This window comes from Pseudomonas sp. IT-P100, from assembly GCF_949767185.1.
Taxonomy (GTDB): Bacteria; Pseudomonadota; Gammaproteobacteria; order Pseudomonadales; family Pseudomonadaceae; genus Aquipseudomonas; species Aquipseudomonas fluorescens_B.
Map to the genome: position 1 here is coordinate 126,180 of NZ_CATKQK010000058.1, position 14,868 is coordinate 141,047.

Annotated in this window: 13 protein-coding genes and 1 pseudogene; 3 read left to right on the plus strand and 11 right to left on the minus strand. The window is 54.8% G+C overall.

Features of this window, described 5'->3' with window-relative positions; genetic code table 11:
• The first annotated feature begins 140 nt into the window (after window positions 1–140).
• Window positions 141–1,685, plus strand: coding sequence for a diguanylate cyclase domain-containing protein (locus ACM6IQ_RS28735; protein ID WP_414880505.1), 1,545 nt, complete (start codon window positions 141–143; stop codon window positions 1,683–1,685).
• A 653-nt stretch (window positions 1,686–2,338) separates the two neighbouring features.
• On the opposite strand, the gene ACM6IQ_RS28740 is transcribed toward ACM6IQ_RS28735, so the two are convergent.
• From ACM6IQ_RS28740 to ACM6IQ_RS28780, 9 genes and pseudogenes are all read right to left on the minus strand, one after another.
• Entirely contained in the window at window positions 2,339–3,316 is a 978-nt protein-coding gene (locus ACM6IQ_RS28740; RefSeq protein ID WP_017338849.1) for a DMT family transporter, read from the minus strand.
• Complete coding sequence (locus tag ACM6IQ_RS28745; RefSeq protein WP_017338848.1) at window positions 3,313–3,885, minus strand: TetR/AcrR family transcriptional regulator; 573 nt, start codon at window positions 3,883–3,885, stop codon at window positions 3,313–3,315. Before ACM6IQ_RS28745 ends, ACM6IQ_RS28740 begins: the two co-directional genes overlap by 4 nt.
• 204 nt (window positions 3,886–4,089) lie before the next feature.
• Window positions 4,090–4,230 (minus strand): DUF2256 domain-containing protein, encoded by a 141-nt coding sequence (locus tag ACM6IQ_RS28750; RefSeq protein ID WP_080995142.1) that lies wholly within the window; start codon window positions 4,228–4,230, stop codon window positions 4,090–4,092.
• Complete coding sequence (locus tag ACM6IQ_RS28755) at window positions 4,227–5,765, minus strand: cryptochrome/photolyase family protein (protein WP_414880445.1); 1,539 nt, start codon at window positions 5,763–5,765, stop codon at window positions 4,227–4,229. The genes ACM6IQ_RS28750 and ACM6IQ_RS28755 overlap by 4 nt, the downstream gene beginning before the upstream one ends.
• 25 nt (window positions 5,766–5,790) lie before the next feature.
• Window positions 5,791–6,096 (minus strand): DUF6482 family protein, encoded by a 306-nt coding sequence (locus ACM6IQ_RS28760; RefSeq protein ID WP_017338846.1) that lies wholly within the window; start codon window positions 6,094–6,096, stop codon window positions 5,791–5,793.
• 14 nt (window positions 6,097–6,110) lie between these two features.
• Window positions 6,111–6,821, minus strand: coding sequence for an SDR family oxidoreductase (locus tag ACM6IQ_RS28765; RefSeq protein WP_017338845.1), 711 nt, complete (start codon window positions 6,819–6,821; stop codon window positions 6,111–6,113).
• Between the two features lie 35 nt (window positions 6,822–6,856).
• Window positions 6,857–7,417 carry a GTP cyclohydrolase I FolE gene (gene folE / locus ACM6IQ_RS28770; protein WP_414880446.1) on the minus strand — a complete coding sequence of 187 codons (561 nt, stop codon included), beginning with the start codon at window positions 7,415–7,417 and terminating at the stop codon, window positions 6,857–6,859.
• 145 nt (window positions 7,418–7,562) lie between these two features.
• Window positions 7,563–8,027 carry a thiol-disulfide oxidoreductase DCC family protein gene (locus tag ACM6IQ_RS28775; protein ID WP_414880447.1) on the minus strand — a complete coding sequence of 155 codons (465 nt, stop codon included), beginning with the start codon at window positions 8,025–8,027 and terminating at the stop codon, window positions 7,563–7,565.
• 67 nt (window positions 8,028–8,094) lie between these two features.
• A pseudogene (locus ACM6IQ_RS28780) lies at window positions 8,095–8,622 on the minus strand (methyl-accepting chemotaxis protein); the annotation flags it as partial.
• A gap of 1,932 nt (window positions 8,623–10,554) precedes the next feature.
• On the opposite strand from ACM6IQ_RS28780, the gene ACM6IQ_RS28785 reads away from it, so the two are divergent.
• Window positions 10,555–11,019: a DUF3429 domain-containing protein gene (locus ACM6IQ_RS28785; protein ID WP_414880448.1), complete on the plus strand. Its 465-nt coding sequence runs from the start codon at window positions 10,555–10,557 to the stop codon at window positions 11,017–11,019.
• A complete protein-coding gene (locus tag ACM6IQ_RS28790) occupies window positions 11,016–12,335 on the plus strand; it encodes an ABC1 kinase family protein (protein WP_414880449.1) in 1,320 nt (439 codons plus the stop codon). Before ACM6IQ_RS28785 ends, ACM6IQ_RS28790 begins: the two co-directional genes overlap by 4 nt.
• 250 nt (window positions 12,336–12,585) lie before the next feature.
• On the opposite strand, the gene ACM6IQ_RS28795 is transcribed toward ACM6IQ_RS28790, so the two are convergent.
• Window positions 12,586–12,828: an AbrB/MazE/SpoVT family DNA-binding domain-containing protein gene (locus tag ACM6IQ_RS28795; RefSeq protein ID WP_414880506.1), complete on the minus strand. Its 243-nt coding sequence runs from the start codon at window positions 12,826–12,828 to the stop codon at window positions 12,586–12,588.
• A complete protein-coding gene (locus ACM6IQ_RS28800; protein ID WP_414880450.1) occupies window positions 12,821–14,644 on the minus strand; it encodes an NAD(P)/FAD-dependent oxidoreductase in 1,824 nt (607 codons plus the stop codon). The genes ACM6IQ_RS28795 and ACM6IQ_RS28800 overlap by 8 nt, the downstream gene beginning before the upstream one ends.
• Window positions 14,645–14,868: the final 224 nt, after the last annotated feature.

The window sequence follows — 14,868 nt, forward strand, 5'->3', positions numbered from 1 at the left end:
ACTGATTCCTTTGGAATTGTTTTCAATGCTCAGCGACCTTCAAATCGGCATTTATCGGTCGTTCACCCGCGATCTCTTTTAGCTTCAACGGTGCTTGCCAAGGCTCGGCTCTCGCTCTGCGCCTTGGAAAAGTTAAAGTGATGCTTACTAGGCGGCGCAGCTCCCTGGTAGGTTTCATTATTCTTGCTGTCGGTCTGGTTGGTTTTTCGGCCATGTTGCTACTGAAGTCAGAGACCCAAAGCAGGGAAACGCGTTTCTCGGAATACGTTCAGAATATTTCCGGCGTCGTGCGAAATCAGCTTGATACCAATGAAGCTGTATTGGCAGGTTTCTCAGCATTTCTCCAAGCCGTGGATCAGAGCGATACTGAAGCTGCGGCCCGTTATGCGGCAGCCGTTTTATCAGCTTACCCTCATATTTACATGCTCGAGGCTGCTAGGGCAGTACCCATCGCCGAACAGGCTGCGTTTGAAGATCTGTTGCGCCGTACCTGGCGGCCAGACTTTGAACTCAAAGACTTCCCGAGCCTCACCCAGCAACCTGCCCAAAATCAGGTGTATCTCAGCGAGACTTGGCCGGTGTTGTTCATGTACCCGTTACTCCCTGAATCCAGTTCGATCTATGGCGTCAGATTAGAAACCGTGGCCTATCTCTCCTATGCGCTGGCTCGGACCCACAATAATCAGAAGCCCGTTGTATCACCCGTTTTTACAATGTATGAGGGTGGCAACGCATACATTCTGATGCAGTCAGTCATTCGGCCTGAACAGTCGCGAGAGAACACCCGCCCCAATTTTTTTGGCAGCACGATGGTGTCTTTGCTATTGATCAAAACGGGCGCGCTACTGGATGCAGTGAATAATGCAAACCTGGATCCCCTGGTTCACATCAGTGCAGTCCTGAAAACCGCTGCTGGGACTGAAAGCAGTGTGTTTTCAACACAGGTTCAACAAGCAAGTTTTCTAGATCGCCTCTTCTTGCCGCAATTGGCTGACCGAGTCGAGATCCGCAGTACATCGCAGCCAATGACGTTGGTCTTCGAGCGGCAACTCCGTGTCGGGGATGTCCTCACCAAAGAAATGTTGATGATACTTTTTGTCCTCGCCGGGGCACTGGTGTTGATGCCGATGGTATTGATTCGGCATTTCAAGGCGTTAGAAAGGGCTGAAGTTGAGCACCAGCGCTCGGCCTACCTCGCAACACATGACGTGCTCACGCAACTGCCTAACCGTTACTTGTTCGCCGAACGTTTTGCCCAGGCCTTCTCGGATTGGGAGGCTAAAGGGATTCCGTTTGCTGTGCTTTTGATCGACTTGGATCATTTTAAGGAAATCAACGACAAGTACGGCCATGAAGTAGGCGACCAGGTTCTGCGAGCGGTCGCACACCGCATGCTTCAAGCCACCCGCTCATGTGACACCGTTGCCCGGTACGGTGGCGACGAATTCGTGATGCTGATCTCTAAACTATCTGACCCCGAGAGTGCTGAGTCGCAGGCATTGAGGGTGTTCGACACCATCGCGCAGACAGTCGTGACAAGTGCAGGAGAGCTATCGGTATCGTGCAGTGTCGGAGTTTCGCTGTGTCCTATTCATGGCCAGAATCTCGACACATTGCTTAAAGCGGCGGATCAGGCCATGTATGGAGTCAAGCAACTTGGTCGGAGGGGTGTAGGGATGACGTAATCCCCTGCTGCATGAGACTTGTGCCGTTTTGAATGGACAAGCGGGTCAAAGACTAAGCGACTTATGAGTTACATCACGCTGATGAGGCTCGGCATTCAGGAGCGAACAAACAGCCTCCGCATCCGTCCTGATTTTGAAGACACCGTGCTTGCTAGCTGAGCCTCCTTCGACGAGATCAACGACTCTGTATCGCTTAGCGCCATCTTCCATGCCGGTGGTCTCGATGACTCTGAATCTTGGGTGCATGGTGCGTTCCCTGCTGAAGATTGGTGCCCTACAAGTACCGGCAAAAGGAGACCACTTCAAGAACGGGACGGACTGAAGCTGAGACAATTTATTACGGTGCACCATGCTTCTCATCGCATGAAGCACGGTTAGCAGTAGGTAGCGTGTTGAGCCATTTTTCCTATAGTCGATGCTTCGGGCCAGCAGGGCCCGGCTATTCAAGAGGATCATCGAGTCCTACGGATTCTTTCATCCCATAATATTCGTATCTACGGTTAAGGGGGCAGATGAGGAAGCAAGCGACCTCGACATAATCGCTTCGATACCATCAGACATGGAAGGAAAATGAATAACAGTCTTGAGTTTCGGACGCTGACTTGTTGGCTCGTAACGCACTTTTTTAAAATGCCCATACCGGCGCAGTCGAATTAGTTTTGGCCAAGGTCAGTTATCCCGCCACGCGTCGCGAGGCGTGTTTGCCTGCGATAAAAGGCGTGAATTGCCCATACCACTCCTACCAGTAGCAACCCTGTCCCAAGCGCTTCCATAGGAGAGGGCCAGCGTTGGTTGATCAGCAGGCCCATCGTAGTAGCATAAATGGTTCCGCTGGCGATCAATTGCCCGCTGAGCGCCAGAGGTAGACGTCGAGTTGCAATCGACCATGCCCAGGCACCTGCAAGGGTGGCCCCTAACCCCTGAATCAACCCACAGACTATTAGCGCCTGAGTACCTGCTAACCCGCTCGGATGGCTAGCGAAGTGGGACAGGTTCAAGTGCAGACCAACGGGTATGAACGCCAGCATCTCGACGCTGCACATGAAGATCAGCATGGCTGACCACAACATGGGTGACATGCTTGGACGCTGAGCCAAAGCACTTTCATTTAACAATCCAAAGCCAGTCCAAAATCCAATTGCCATTAACGATGCGAGCAGCCCCAGCAATATCGAATGGGTCGGGAGCACCACCTTTGCGGCGCTAAAATCAAACACGCTCAAGTTGACCAAACTTATGCCCAATGCCGCCACCAGCAGCGGCCCGGCAATGGCGCGCCAGGGTACGCTGGAGCTTCGCATGTTGCCGGCAATCGCGAGCACAATCGGTACTGACCCCATCATTACCGGAGGGATCACCGGCCCAGCTGCCAAGACCGCAGTGGTGATCAGGAAGAAGTAGCCGATGTATCCCAAGAAGCCCAGCAGTGCGGCACAGGCCCAGTCGCTCAGTCGCAACTGCCGAACTTCGCAGCGGTAAACAAACAGCACAAGCAGGCTACCTAAACCGGCAAAGGAATAGCTCACCACAGCCAGATCAAAAAGGCTGTAATCGCCGACCAACCCCGGAAAGATGTAGAGCAGCGACCAGGAAAAAGTGGCGGCAATGGCCGCTAATAGGCCTAGGGTCATACGTGATGCTCCTGTTGGGCCTGCTTCCGGATCCAGCAATGAGCTACGTGTCGGGCAGTGTCGAATACCCGCACGTCCTGGCCCATGGTGCCGCTGACAAAACTGCCCTCCAGTAAGATAAACAGCCCCTCAGCAACTACGTCAGGGTCACTTATACCGGCGCTCACGGCCAAGGCATTAAGATTGTCGCGTATCCCTTGCTTATGCCTGCTGACTGCTAAATGTACAGGGTGGCTAAACTGGGGGAATTCAGCCGCACTGTTGACGAACAGGCACCCGCGTTCGCTGTCTTGTAAAAGAAAACGTTGATACAAATCGAAAAAAGCGAGCATGCCACTGACCGGGTCAGGATGCCCTGCCAAGGTGCGCGCTACCTCTTCACGCCAGCGTCGGTCACGCTCCTCAAGGCAAGCCACTATCAGCGCATCCTTGGAGGGGAAATGGCTGTAGAGCGTCATCTTGGTAACACCCGCCATCGCGGCGATGGCCATCACACCAGTAATGTGTATACCTTGCGACAGAAACAGCTTCAACGCTGAGTCAATCAAGCGTTCACGGGTATTGTCCAATTTAAGGCACTCCGGCGTAGGGACGGAGCTAACTATACTGACCGGTAAGATTGGGGTGCATCCAAATACGACCTGAATCATGGCCGCTACGACGCAGACCGCAGTATGCAAAAGCAGCAGTAAATCGCAGGATTTGGCCAGCCAGGACGTTCGTTACGCTAGCTAAACGCAGCCTGCACCCGAGTGGTTAACGCATACGCTCTCTCACCATTCAATGCTCCTGCGCCGTTGGCAACGCTCCGAGCAGTAGCGCACCTCAGCCCAGCAGCGCGCCCATTTCTTGCGCCAGGCGAAAGGCAATCCGCAGACCGCACAGGTTTTGATCGGTAGTTCACTCTTCTTCAAAACGACTCCCCGACATCTAGTTTGGCGAGCAGTTTCTGGCCACGATCCCAGAGTGCTTGCTGCTTGGATTCAGTCATACGATCGAGGTTTTTATAGACCATGCCCATGCGCTGATTGCTGCGCAGAAGGTCGCCATGACGTATTAGAAAATGCCAGTAAAGCGAATTGAAAGGGCAGGCGTCGTCCGTCGTGCTTTCACTGACTTTGTACGCACAATTACGGCAGTAGTCAGACATGCGCTTTATATATTGGCCACTGGCGCAGTAAGGCTTAGAGCCCAGGTAACCACCATCGGCATGCATGACCATGCCCAATGTATTGGGTAGCTCGACCCAGTCGAATGCGTCCATGTAGATCGCCAGGTACCAGTCGCAAATCTGGGACGGAGCGATGCCGGCCAGCAGTGCAAAGTTGCCGGTCACCATCAGCCGCTGGATGTGGTGGGCATAGGCATGTTTCAAACTTTGGCCGATCGCCTGGCCCATGCAGTTCATCTTGGTGTCGCCAGTCCAATAGAACTCTGGAAGCGGCCTGCTGTTGCCAAACAGATTGCCGCCGGCGTAGTCGGGCATTTTCAGCCAGTACACGCCGCGTACATATTCACGCCAGCCAATGAGTTGACGGATAAAGCCTTCGGCTGCGTTTAATGGAATGCTGTGCGCCCAGTAAGCAGCCTCGACGTCGCTGCACAATTGACGTAGATCCAACAGGCCAATATTCAGTGCGGCGCTGATCCGCGCATGGAACAGAAAAGGTTCATCACTGGCCATCGCATCTTGGTAGTCGCCGAAAGCAGCGAGGCTCCAATCGAGGAAGTAATCCCACAACGCTTGGGCATCGGCGTGGGTTACCGGGTAATCAAAAGTGTCGAGTGCGCCATAGTGGCTGGAGAAGTTTTTTGCGACCAGCTCAAGCACTTCCTGGGTGATTGCATCGGCTGAAAATCGCACTGGCGAGGGAGCTCTCACGCCTTTGGGCAGTGCCTTGCGGTTATCGGCATCAAAGTTCCAGGCGCCGCCGACCGGGCTGCCGTCGCCGTTGAGCAACAGACCACTCTTGCGTCGCATCTCACGGTAGAAGAACTCCATGCGCAGCTGCTTTTTGCCTTCGGCCCAGGACGCAAACTCGAGTCGGGTGCAGAGAAAACGGGTATCGGTATGCCACTGGATCGCCAAGCCACAATCTTTCAGCGACTGCTCCAGGCGCCAGTCACCGCATTCTGTCAGGTGCAGCTCATCCGGTTGCAGCAGTGATTGCCAGCGCCGTAACTCTTCCGGTACCGATCCGCTATTTTGCGGATCATCGAGCGTGACGTATTGCACGCGGATGCCACGCTGCTGCAACGCCTCAGCAAAATGGCGCATCGCACTGAAGATCAGTGCGATTTTTTGCGGGTGATGGGGCACATGGCTGGCTTCCTCCATCACTTCGACCAGCAAAACCGTATCGCGCTCGCTGTCCAGCCCCTTCAATGAGGCCAGGTCAAAAGACAACTGGTCGCCCAAGACCAGGCATAGTCGGTGAGTCTTGTTCATTCGAAAGAGTCCAACGGAAGATGACTCACCAAGGCGCAGTCAGCGAGAATGGAATGCGTAACGGCTCAATGCGCCCTTCACGTGAGCCGCACATCTCGTCATGGACGCACTGCTGCACAAGCACGCAGGGGAAAGGCGGCACAAACTGCAACAACTCACGCAGGTGATTGATGGAGCGAAGGCGCATAGGCTTTGCTTCGTCGTCCAGCAGTGTGAACTGGCCGTGATCCAGCCCGACTCGCGCCAGATAAAAACCGCCTTCCAGAGACAGCAGCTCCAACTCTCGTACTTCGCCATTCGCGGCCCGTTCGGTCAACGCTTGCAGATTCAAGGTTCACTCCCTGCCTACCACGGTAGGCGTTCTCCGTTATAAGCAAAGAAATTGCCGCTGTCGGCAGGCGCCAAGCGGTCAATCAGTGATAACAATTCGCGGGCAACGAGGCTTGCAGGCCTGGCGGCAGAAGCGCCTTTAAAGGGCTGGGACAGGCCCGAAATGACCGTGCCTGGATGAAGACTCAGCAAACGGGTCTGAGGGCGTGTTCGTGCCAGTTCAATCGCAGCCGTTTTAATCAACATGTTCAACGCTGCCTTGGAGGCGCGATAGGCATACCAGCCGCCCAGACGGTTATCGCCAATACTGCCGACCTTGGCGGAGAGCACCGCCATTGCGCCGCGAGGGTCTAGCAAGGGTAGAAAGTGACGCAAAACCAGCGCAGGCCCGAGCGCGTTGACTTGGAATATCGCCTGAAGCGCATCAGCTTCAATAGAGGTGTAACTTTTTTCAGGCTTGATGTCTTCGCGATGTAGCAGACCGGCAGCATGCAAAATCAACTGATACGGGGCTTCTTCGGCTAATTCGGCGGCTGCGCTGGCGATACTGTCTGGCTTTTCCAGATCCAATCCTGGAGCACTATTGCGCCCCAGCTCACGAACAACCGAGCATCTTGGATCTTCGTTGAGCAACTCACAAAACGCCGCGCCGAGCGCTCCACTGGCTCCTATCACCAAGGCACGGTAGCCGTAGCCGAGTGAGTTCATCTCAAAGGAACTGTTCATTTCGCCTCTCCCACGCCTTGTGCGGATTTGGGGCCTTAGCTGCGTCGCCCAATCAGTTGCAGGAACTCGAGACGCGTAGCGGATGACTCGCGAAAGGCCCCCAGCATCACTGAGGTCGTCATCACAGAGTTTTGCTTTTCCACGCCCCGCATCATCATGCACATGTGCTTTGCCTCAATGACCACGGCCACGCCGGCCGCATCGGTGATGTGATGGATGGCATCAGCAATTTGTTTTGTGAGGTTTTCCTGGATCTGTAAGCGGCGGGCGAACATATCGACGACTCGGGCGACCTTTGATAGACCCAGTACCCTTCCTGTGGGGATGTACGCGACATGAGCCTTGCCGATGAAGGGCAGCAGGTGATGCTCACACAATGAATACAGTTCGATATCGCGCACGATGACCATTTCATCGTTTTGCGATTCGAACAGGGCACCGTTGGTCACGTCTTCCAGACTCATCGTGTAGCCGTTGCAAAGGTATTGCATCGCTTTGGCTGCGCGCTTGGGCGTGTCCAGCAGTCCTTCACGCTCAGGGTTCTCGCCTACAGCGATGAGAATTTCACGGTAATGCTTGGCTATTGATGGGTTCATTTTGATTCCTCGCAGCCATGCTGTGCTTAAAGAGGCGGCAATCCTTGGCAGTAGGGGAGTGCCTGCTGCGCACCAGATAACAAGGAGTTCGCCAGATCATCTGTTGCTCAGGTTCTGCGTCGGCCCGATGGGAAAGCGAAGTTTTCTAGGTCTGTTTTGTTTTCAAAGTGGGCTGCTCGTCTGGTGCGGGTTTTGACTCCGGCCCACCGCAACGGTCATCGACACAGCGACGGCGGCCATCAGGGTGAGGAAGCCACGCCAAATGGGGGCATAAGCGGCAGAAGAGGCGATAACCTAAAGCAAGCAGCGGTCGGGTGGCACGCCATGTCAATGGCGCAGCCCAAAACCCCAAGCCCGCGGCTCGCCAGCTCCACAAGGTGGCGTCCAGACCGGTTACCCAGCGGCCATCGGCGAAACGGGCGTGCAGCGAGGACTGCATTTGCTCGAACGTGAACCCGAGTACCTTGGCGTCGAACGCTCCGCTGCTGATGTCAATAAATAGCAGTCGACTCTCTGCGGCGTGTCGATTCAGGATCTTGATTTCGCGCGCACACAGCGGACATTGACCGTCAAAGTACAGCGTCAGTGGCCAATCCTTTTTATTGTACATTTTCAGCCGCCATGTATAGGTTTTGCACAAGATATGCTGAAAGAAAAGGACTGACAATGGGCCCGCCCTAAGCCAAGTTGAAAAATGCGACCTTCTGGGTAAGACGATCCGCAAGCTGCGCTAACTCCTGGCTGGCCGTTGCAACTTCACGAGAGCCCGTTGCTGATTGCACCGTTGAGCTATGGATGCGCGTGATATTTTGCGCAACGTCTTCGGCCACTACGCTTTGCTGGATAGATGCGCTGGCGATTTGGGCATTCATGTGGTTTATGGCGCCGACTTGCTGGCTGATTTTAGATAGCGCCGTCTGGGCGTTGCGGGTTTGCGCAACGGTGTGGCTTACCAGTTCGCAACTATTACGCATGGTTTGTGCAGCCGTTTCGGTACCGCTCTGCAGTGTGCCTATCATTTCTCGAATTTCCCGCGTCGACTCCTGAGTGCGATTAGCTAGAGAGCGCACTTCATCGGCCACAACTGCAAACCCTCTGCCATGCTCACCTGCTCGGGCCGCTTCGATGGCTGCGTTCAGCGCCAACAGGTTAGTTTGCGTTGCAATTGAATTGATTACCTCGATCACTATTTCAATCTCTTCGCTACGCTTGGACACCTGTTCTACCGTATGGGTGGTTTCAACCAGTGTGTTCGCTAATTGTTCGATAGCGAGAGTGGTGTCCGCAACGACGCGATTACCGCTTACAACTTCCGCATCGGCTAGACGCGTTGCGTCCGCTGCTTGAGATGCATAACCTGAAACTTCATTGACCGTTGCCGCCATTTGCGTAATTGCAGTTGCCACCTGTTCGGCTTCGCGGTTCTGCAGGCTGATTTGATTGTTATTGGTGGACGATGTGGTCAATAGTTGCCTAGATGAATTGTTGACCTCTTGGGCCGCAATGCGTACTTCACTAATGGTATCAGCCAAACGGCTTAGGGCAGTTTTCAGGACGCCCATCACGCTGTTCGGATAATCGGTAACAATGATTTGTTGCAAGTCACCTGCCGCCAATCGCTGGATAGCCTGTGCAACCAGAGTCGGCTCAGCACCCAGCGTTGACTTGACGAAGCGAATAATTGAGATCGCCAGGATAATGCTCAGCAGCAGCGCTATCCCGGTGGCCATGAGCATCAGTCCTCGAAACTCACTAGCGGTGGCTTGTACCGCACTGAGTTGGCTTTTGATCGAGGCTTCTTCATAGTCAATCAATGCATTCACGCGTTTCAACCACTCACTGTATTCACCGGAGGTTTGGCGCAGCAGCAAAGCCTGTGCACCTGAAATATCTCCGGCGCGACGCAAAGCAATTACCGACTTGGTGGAAGCTAGCGTTTGCTTTTCAATATCTTTAATCGCCAGTAACAGCTGTTGCTCCTGCAATGTTACCCCTGCAGTTGCAAATAGCTGATCCATTGGCATGGCTGAATCGGAGTAGGCCTGTTCTAGATTGATAACTTCATTGAGGTGGACGGTTAAGTCTTTATCACTATCCACCAACACTGCGTCCCGAATAGCAATGGCTCGGTTGTGTACACTCCCGCGAAAATTAATAGCGTAACGTTGAATCTTGGCCGCATTTTCGCTTACGTGTTCCAGGGTGGAGTCGATAAAGCCCACACGTTGGATGCCCACGGCGGTGATTAGTATGAGCAGCGACACAATTACGGCGAAACCAAGGCCTATGCGCGAGGCTAGTGTGATGGAGTTTTTCATCGGCTGAACTCTTAGATAGACCCTGTACGGGCAAGACGTGGTGGTTCTGTTTTGCTGTCCGTGTTAAGGGCTACTTGTCTCTACCGCCCATTTGAAAGTGACGAGAGCCCGGCGAGGTACGAGCGTGAGCCGCTGGTGATAGCTGACTGATGGCAGAGTGACACAGATTGCAGAAAACCTATACACAAAGTTATTTTTGTATAGGTATTATCGCTTCTCTCAAGGTCGAGCCACGGCAGTCACAGTCTGGTTTCGGTGATGCACCAGGATGGCGAGCGGATCGGTTCGTAAAAGCTAGGTGGCCCGATGAAGGACCGGGATTCGTCAGCGAGAGCCCGGGCTCGTATGCTTAAAACCGATGGTGAAACGACCAGACATCTCCGAAAATTTGTAGTCGTGATTTTCGTGTTCTAGCGCCTGTTCATCTCATACAGCGTCGCCAGCCACATCGCGTCATGACTTACTGCAAGCAATCTTGGACGACCAGGCAAAGCACTGCTGGCGCGGTTTTCCTATTGATTTTGGTTTCAAGAATCTGTTGATTGCATTGGCACGTTTTAAAAACCCGCTCACGAAGAACTGAAGGCTGGAAGGGTTCTAAGGTGCTGTCGACTTGGTAAATGCAGGCACTGAGCATGATCTCAAGGATGCGAAGCGCCTCATATGGCGTCGCCTGATTGCCCGAAAAGCAATGGGGCAATGACCTAATTCTACAAAGCGACTCATTACGTTGACCTCAGCTTCGGATCGCCATCAATCTCGCCCAAGCGGGGCTTTTGGGCCTACAGTCTTGAGTGTCGCTCACTGCAAGGAATACAAATGAACGCGTTGCCTTCAACCTCTCTGCCAAAGCACGTCAGCCTGCTGGGTTATGGCGGTCTGTTGCCGTTTATTTTTCTGGCGCTGCTGATCCCGTTCTCTCTCGACTATCGGCCGTTGTTTGCGATGGCGCTTGTTAACTATGGCGCAGTCATCCTGAGCTTCGTCGGCGCCTTACACTGGGGCTTCGCCATGACAGTGAAAGACATGAGCGCCGAGCAGGGCAGCGACCGGTTCATCTGGAGTGTCATTCCTGCGCTTATTGCTTGGATTGCCACGTCACTGCCAATGCCATTGGGTTGCTTGCTGCTGGTCATCGGCTTTGTTGTCCACCTTCGGCAGGACAGGCAGCTGTTGCGGGTTACGAGCTTGCCCGCCTGGTACCTGCCGATGCGATTACGGCTTACCCTCGTGGCGAGCGTCTGCTTGCTGCTTGCCGCGATCGTTGAGGCGCTTCATTCATGAAGCCTCGTGTGCCCGGCTCGTTGCCCGTGCCTGGCAGCCGCTTATCGCGGTTGATGCGTTTAGGCAGTTTGGCCTCGGGCGTCGCGGGCGGCATGCTAGCCGAAGGCGCTCGGCAGTGGGTTCAGGGCAAACGTCCGGCGCTCAGCGAACTGCTGTTGACGTCGGGCAATGTGCATCGGGTGGTCGAGCAGCTGTCGCAACTGCGTGGCGCCGCCATGAAGATTGGGCAGTTGTTATCGATGGATGCAGGTGATCTGTTGCCGCGCGAGTTCAGCGAAATCCTTTCTCGTCTGCGTTGCGACGCTCATCCTATGCCCATGAGCCAGTTGGTGGCAGTCCTTAACGAAAGCTGGGGCAAGGGCTGGGAAGGGCGCTTCGAACGGTTTTCCTTCACGCCATTGGCGGCAGCGTCCATCGGCCAGGTTCATGTTGCGAAAGGAAAGGACGGCCAACGCCTGGCGATCAAGGTGCAATACCCTGGCGTGCGCGAGAGTATTTCCAGCGATGTGGATAACGTTGCTTCCTTGCTGCGCATGTCCGGGATGCTGCCTAAGGGCATGGACGTCGGCCCATTGCTCCAAGAGGCCAAGCGTCAGCTACAGGATGAAGCGGACTACATGAAAGAAACCGATCACTTACAGCGCTTTGATCAACTGTTGGCGGACAGTCCTGACTTTCTGGTTCCTCGTGCGTATGCCCAGTTCAGCACGCCGAATATTTTGGTGATGTCCTTCGTTGACGGGGTAGCGGTGGAGTCACTAGAGCACGCGCCCCAAGCAGAGCGCGACCGGATCATCATGTTGCTATTCGGCCTGTTTCTGCGCGAGGTGTTCGAGTTCCAGTGCGTGCAGACCGACCCTAACTTTGCCAATTACCGTTATCAGCAAGGCTCAGGACGGATGGTGTTGTTGGACTTCGGCGCCACGCGACTTTATGACCGCAACACTACCGAGGCTTATCGCCGCTTGTTGATTGGAGGCCTGCATGAAGACCGTGCCGCCATCACCAATGCCGCGCTGGACGTCGGCTACTTTCAGCCTGAAACGCTGCCCAAACACCGAGCGGTACTCACTGATCTCATTACACAGGCCTGCGAGCCACTGAGGCATCAAGGTGCCTATGACTTTGCGACGTCTGACCTGGCCGTACGCCTACGTGATACCGGTTGGGAACTAGGTGCCGACCGCGACTTCTGGCACACGCCACCTGTGGATGTGCTGTTTCTGCATCGCAAGGTGGTAGGTTTGTACCTGTTGGCCGCGAAGCTGAAGGCGCGGGTGAATGTCCGGAGGCTGTTCGAGCCTTACGTGATTTGAGCGCTTTATGGACGGTAAATGCTCGCCTTGGGTACCGCTACCGTTTAACCATGCCTTTGCATAATTCTAGGCCCGCAAGTATCTGATCTCTGATTCAATTGGCGATTTGCTGGGCTGCGGAGCTATAGCTACATCGGCTATCGCTCATTCGGGCTTAAGCCCGGCTCGACCCAAAGTCTTCATATTCCCTGAGCGGTTCACTCCGCAGTTGGCCGACCACGATTGATTCGCGAAGCGCATTGCAGCTGTCTCATTTCTCCTGGGCGTTACCAAGCTGCCTGCTATTCCATGCTTCCGTGAACTCGTCTATCCGATCCGTGATTTGAGGCTTTTTTGATAGGACAAGGCAGCGCATGTTGCCAACAAATTCGTCTATCAAATACACAGCGTCGCCGACATCCAGTTCGTGCTCCCGCGGCGCTTCGTCCCGAATCCGTCCGGGGCATTGTGGAGAGGCGCCCAACCACGGCTGAGCGCCATTTGACTCAGCCAGTGTGGTGACTCTCGGCAAGGCCGTAGACGGACGTGTTGATGCCTTGGAAGCGCGCTTTTAACTGCAGCGCCAGATACAGCGAATAATGCCGTGACTGATGCAGGTTGCCACCGTGAAACCAGAGGTTTTCTTGCTGTGTTGGCTTCCACATGTTCCGCAGTTCGCCCTCGTATGGGCCAGGGTCATTCGTGGTTCCGGAACCCAGGCCCCAGCAGCGACCGACCTTGTCAGCGACTTCTTGGGAAATCAGCTTCGCGGCCCAACCATTCATTGAGCCATAGCCTGTGGCGTAGACGATCAGGTCTGCTGGTAGCCGGCTGCCATCGTTGAGCACGACGGCATCCGCTTCGATGCGTTCGACACCCAGGCCAGGAGCACTCTTGAGCTTGATCGTGCCGTTGGCGATCAGTTCGGAGGCGCCGACGTCGATGTAGTAACCAGAACCACGGCGTACGTACTTCATGAAAAGGCCAGACTCGTCGTCACCGAAATCCAGCATGAACCCGGCCTTGGCCAAGCGCTCGTAAAAGTCCTTGTCACGCTCCTTGATCGCTTCGAAGATTGGTTGATGAAAGCTTGGCATTACCTTGTAGGGGATCGAGGCGAACAGCATGTCGGCCTTGTCGGTGGTCAAACCCGACTCCAAGGCATCTTCGGAGTAGAGCCCCCCGAAGACGAGATCCATTAAGCTGTCAGAGCGCACGATGTGAGTACTTGAGCGTTGCACCATGGTCACCTCCGCACCGTTCTCCACAAGGTCGGCGCAGATATCGTGAGCCGAATTGTTCGCACCGATTACTACCGCGCGCTTGCCGCTCCAGGCGTTTCCGCCGGGATGGCGGCTGGAATGATGCTGCTGGCCATTGAAAGCCTCGGCACCCGGATAAGTGGGAACATTGGGTACGCCAGACATGCCGGTGGCGAGGATTAACTGGGTAGGCTGTAAAGTCACACGCTCGCCATCGCGCTGCACTTCAACCTTCCAAGTGCCACTTTGCTCGTCAAAGTTGGCACTTACGCATTCGGTACGCGGCCAATAATTGAGCTCCATGACTTTGGTGTACATTTCCAGCCAGTCGCCAATCTGGTCTTTTGGGGTGAAGACTGGCCAGTGATCGGGGAAGGGCAGGTAAGGCATATGGTCGTACCAGACAGGGTCGTGCAGGCACAGCGACTTGTAGCGACCGCGCCACTGATCTCCAGGACGCTCGGCTTTGTCGACGATCAAAGTTGGCACGCCCATTCGCTTGAGCCGCGCAGCGAGCCCCAGCCCACCTTGGCCGCCACCAACGATCAGGCAGTAAGGTTGGGTGGTGATGCCTAGCGAAGCTTCTTCATCTTGGCGACGCTCTAACCAGTTGCGTTTGTCGGTGTGGGTGTGACCATGACTTGCACCCATTGGACGACGGCGGCCACTGGGTTCTTCAAAGCCTTTGAGCTCGCGCATGGCTGTCAACAGCGTCCAGCACACACCGTCTTTTAGGCGAACGTAGCCTTTACCTCGCGCCGCTTCGGTTTCCAGGCTGATCCAACCTTCGAGCACACCGTCATTCAGCGTCGCTTCACCTTCCAGTTTCCATCGCTCAGGACGAGTCTGGTCGAGGCGTGCTTCGAGCATGTCTCGGATGGCAGGCTTGCCTTCGAGGGTCACCAGGTTCCAGCTGAAAAGTAGCAGGTCACGCCAGTGACACTCTTCGGCAAACAGTTCCAGTACGCCGTCCACATCATGTTGGGCGAGACGCTCGCCGAGGTTTTCGACCCAAGCCGCGAGTTGAGCAGTTGGCGTGTGCAGAGGTGTTTCAACAGCGATGTTCATTGGGCTTCTCCGATCTTGTTGTTTTTGTACAACTTGCCCCTGAGCAAGGCTCGGGCCACCTTCGCGAAAGCCCCATTGCAGAGCGGCTGCTGCGGTGTTGCTCAGCCTTGGATTCGGAGATCTGTCACGATTCTGGAAATGGTGGATGACAGAGTGTCACTCGGTGCAAAAAGCGCTGGTTCCGGTCTTTTCATATAAGCTGCAAACAGACCCGTGTCCTGACC

What these genes read in the sequence shown, in the direction of transcription:
- ACM6IQ_RS28790 (WP_414880449.1), top strand. Translation starts at nt 11,016, where the DNA reads ATGAAGCCTCGTGTGCCCGGCTCGTTGCCCGTGCCTGGCAGCCGCTTA.
- folE (WP_414880446.1), bottom strand. Translation starts at nt 7,417, where the DNA reads ATGAACCCATCAATAGCCAAGCATTACCGTGAAATTCTCATCGCTGTA.
- ACM6IQ_RS28740 (WP_017338849.1), bottom strand. Translation starts at nt 3,316, where the DNA reads ATGACCCTAGGCCTATTAGCGGCCATTGCCGCCACTTTTTCCTGGTCG.
- ACM6IQ_RS28800 (WP_414880450.1), bottom strand. Translation starts at nt 14,644, where the DNA reads ATGAACATCGCTGTTGAAACACCTCTGCACACGCCAACTGCTCAACTC.
- ACM6IQ_RS28785 (WP_414880448.1), top strand. Translation starts at nt 10,555, where the DNA reads ATGAACGCGTTGCCTTCAACCTCTCTGCCAAAGCACGTCAGCCTGCTG.
- ACM6IQ_RS28775 (WP_414880447.1), bottom strand. Translation starts at nt 8,027, where the DNA reads ATGTACAATAAAAAGGATTGGCCACTGACGCTGTACTTTGACGGTCAA.
- ACM6IQ_RS28735 (WP_414880505.1), top strand. Translation starts at nt 141, where the DNA reads ATGCTTACTAGGCGGCGCAGCTCCCTGGTAGGTTTCATTATTCTTGCT.
- ACM6IQ_RS28755 (WP_414880445.1), bottom strand. Translation starts at nt 5,765, where the DNA reads ATGAACAAGACTCACCGACTATGCCTGGTCTTGGGCGACCAGTTGTCT.
- ACM6IQ_RS28765 (WP_017338845.1), bottom strand. Translation starts at nt 6,821, where the DNA reads ATGAACAGTTCCTTTGAGATGAACTCACTCGGCTACGGCTACCGTGCC.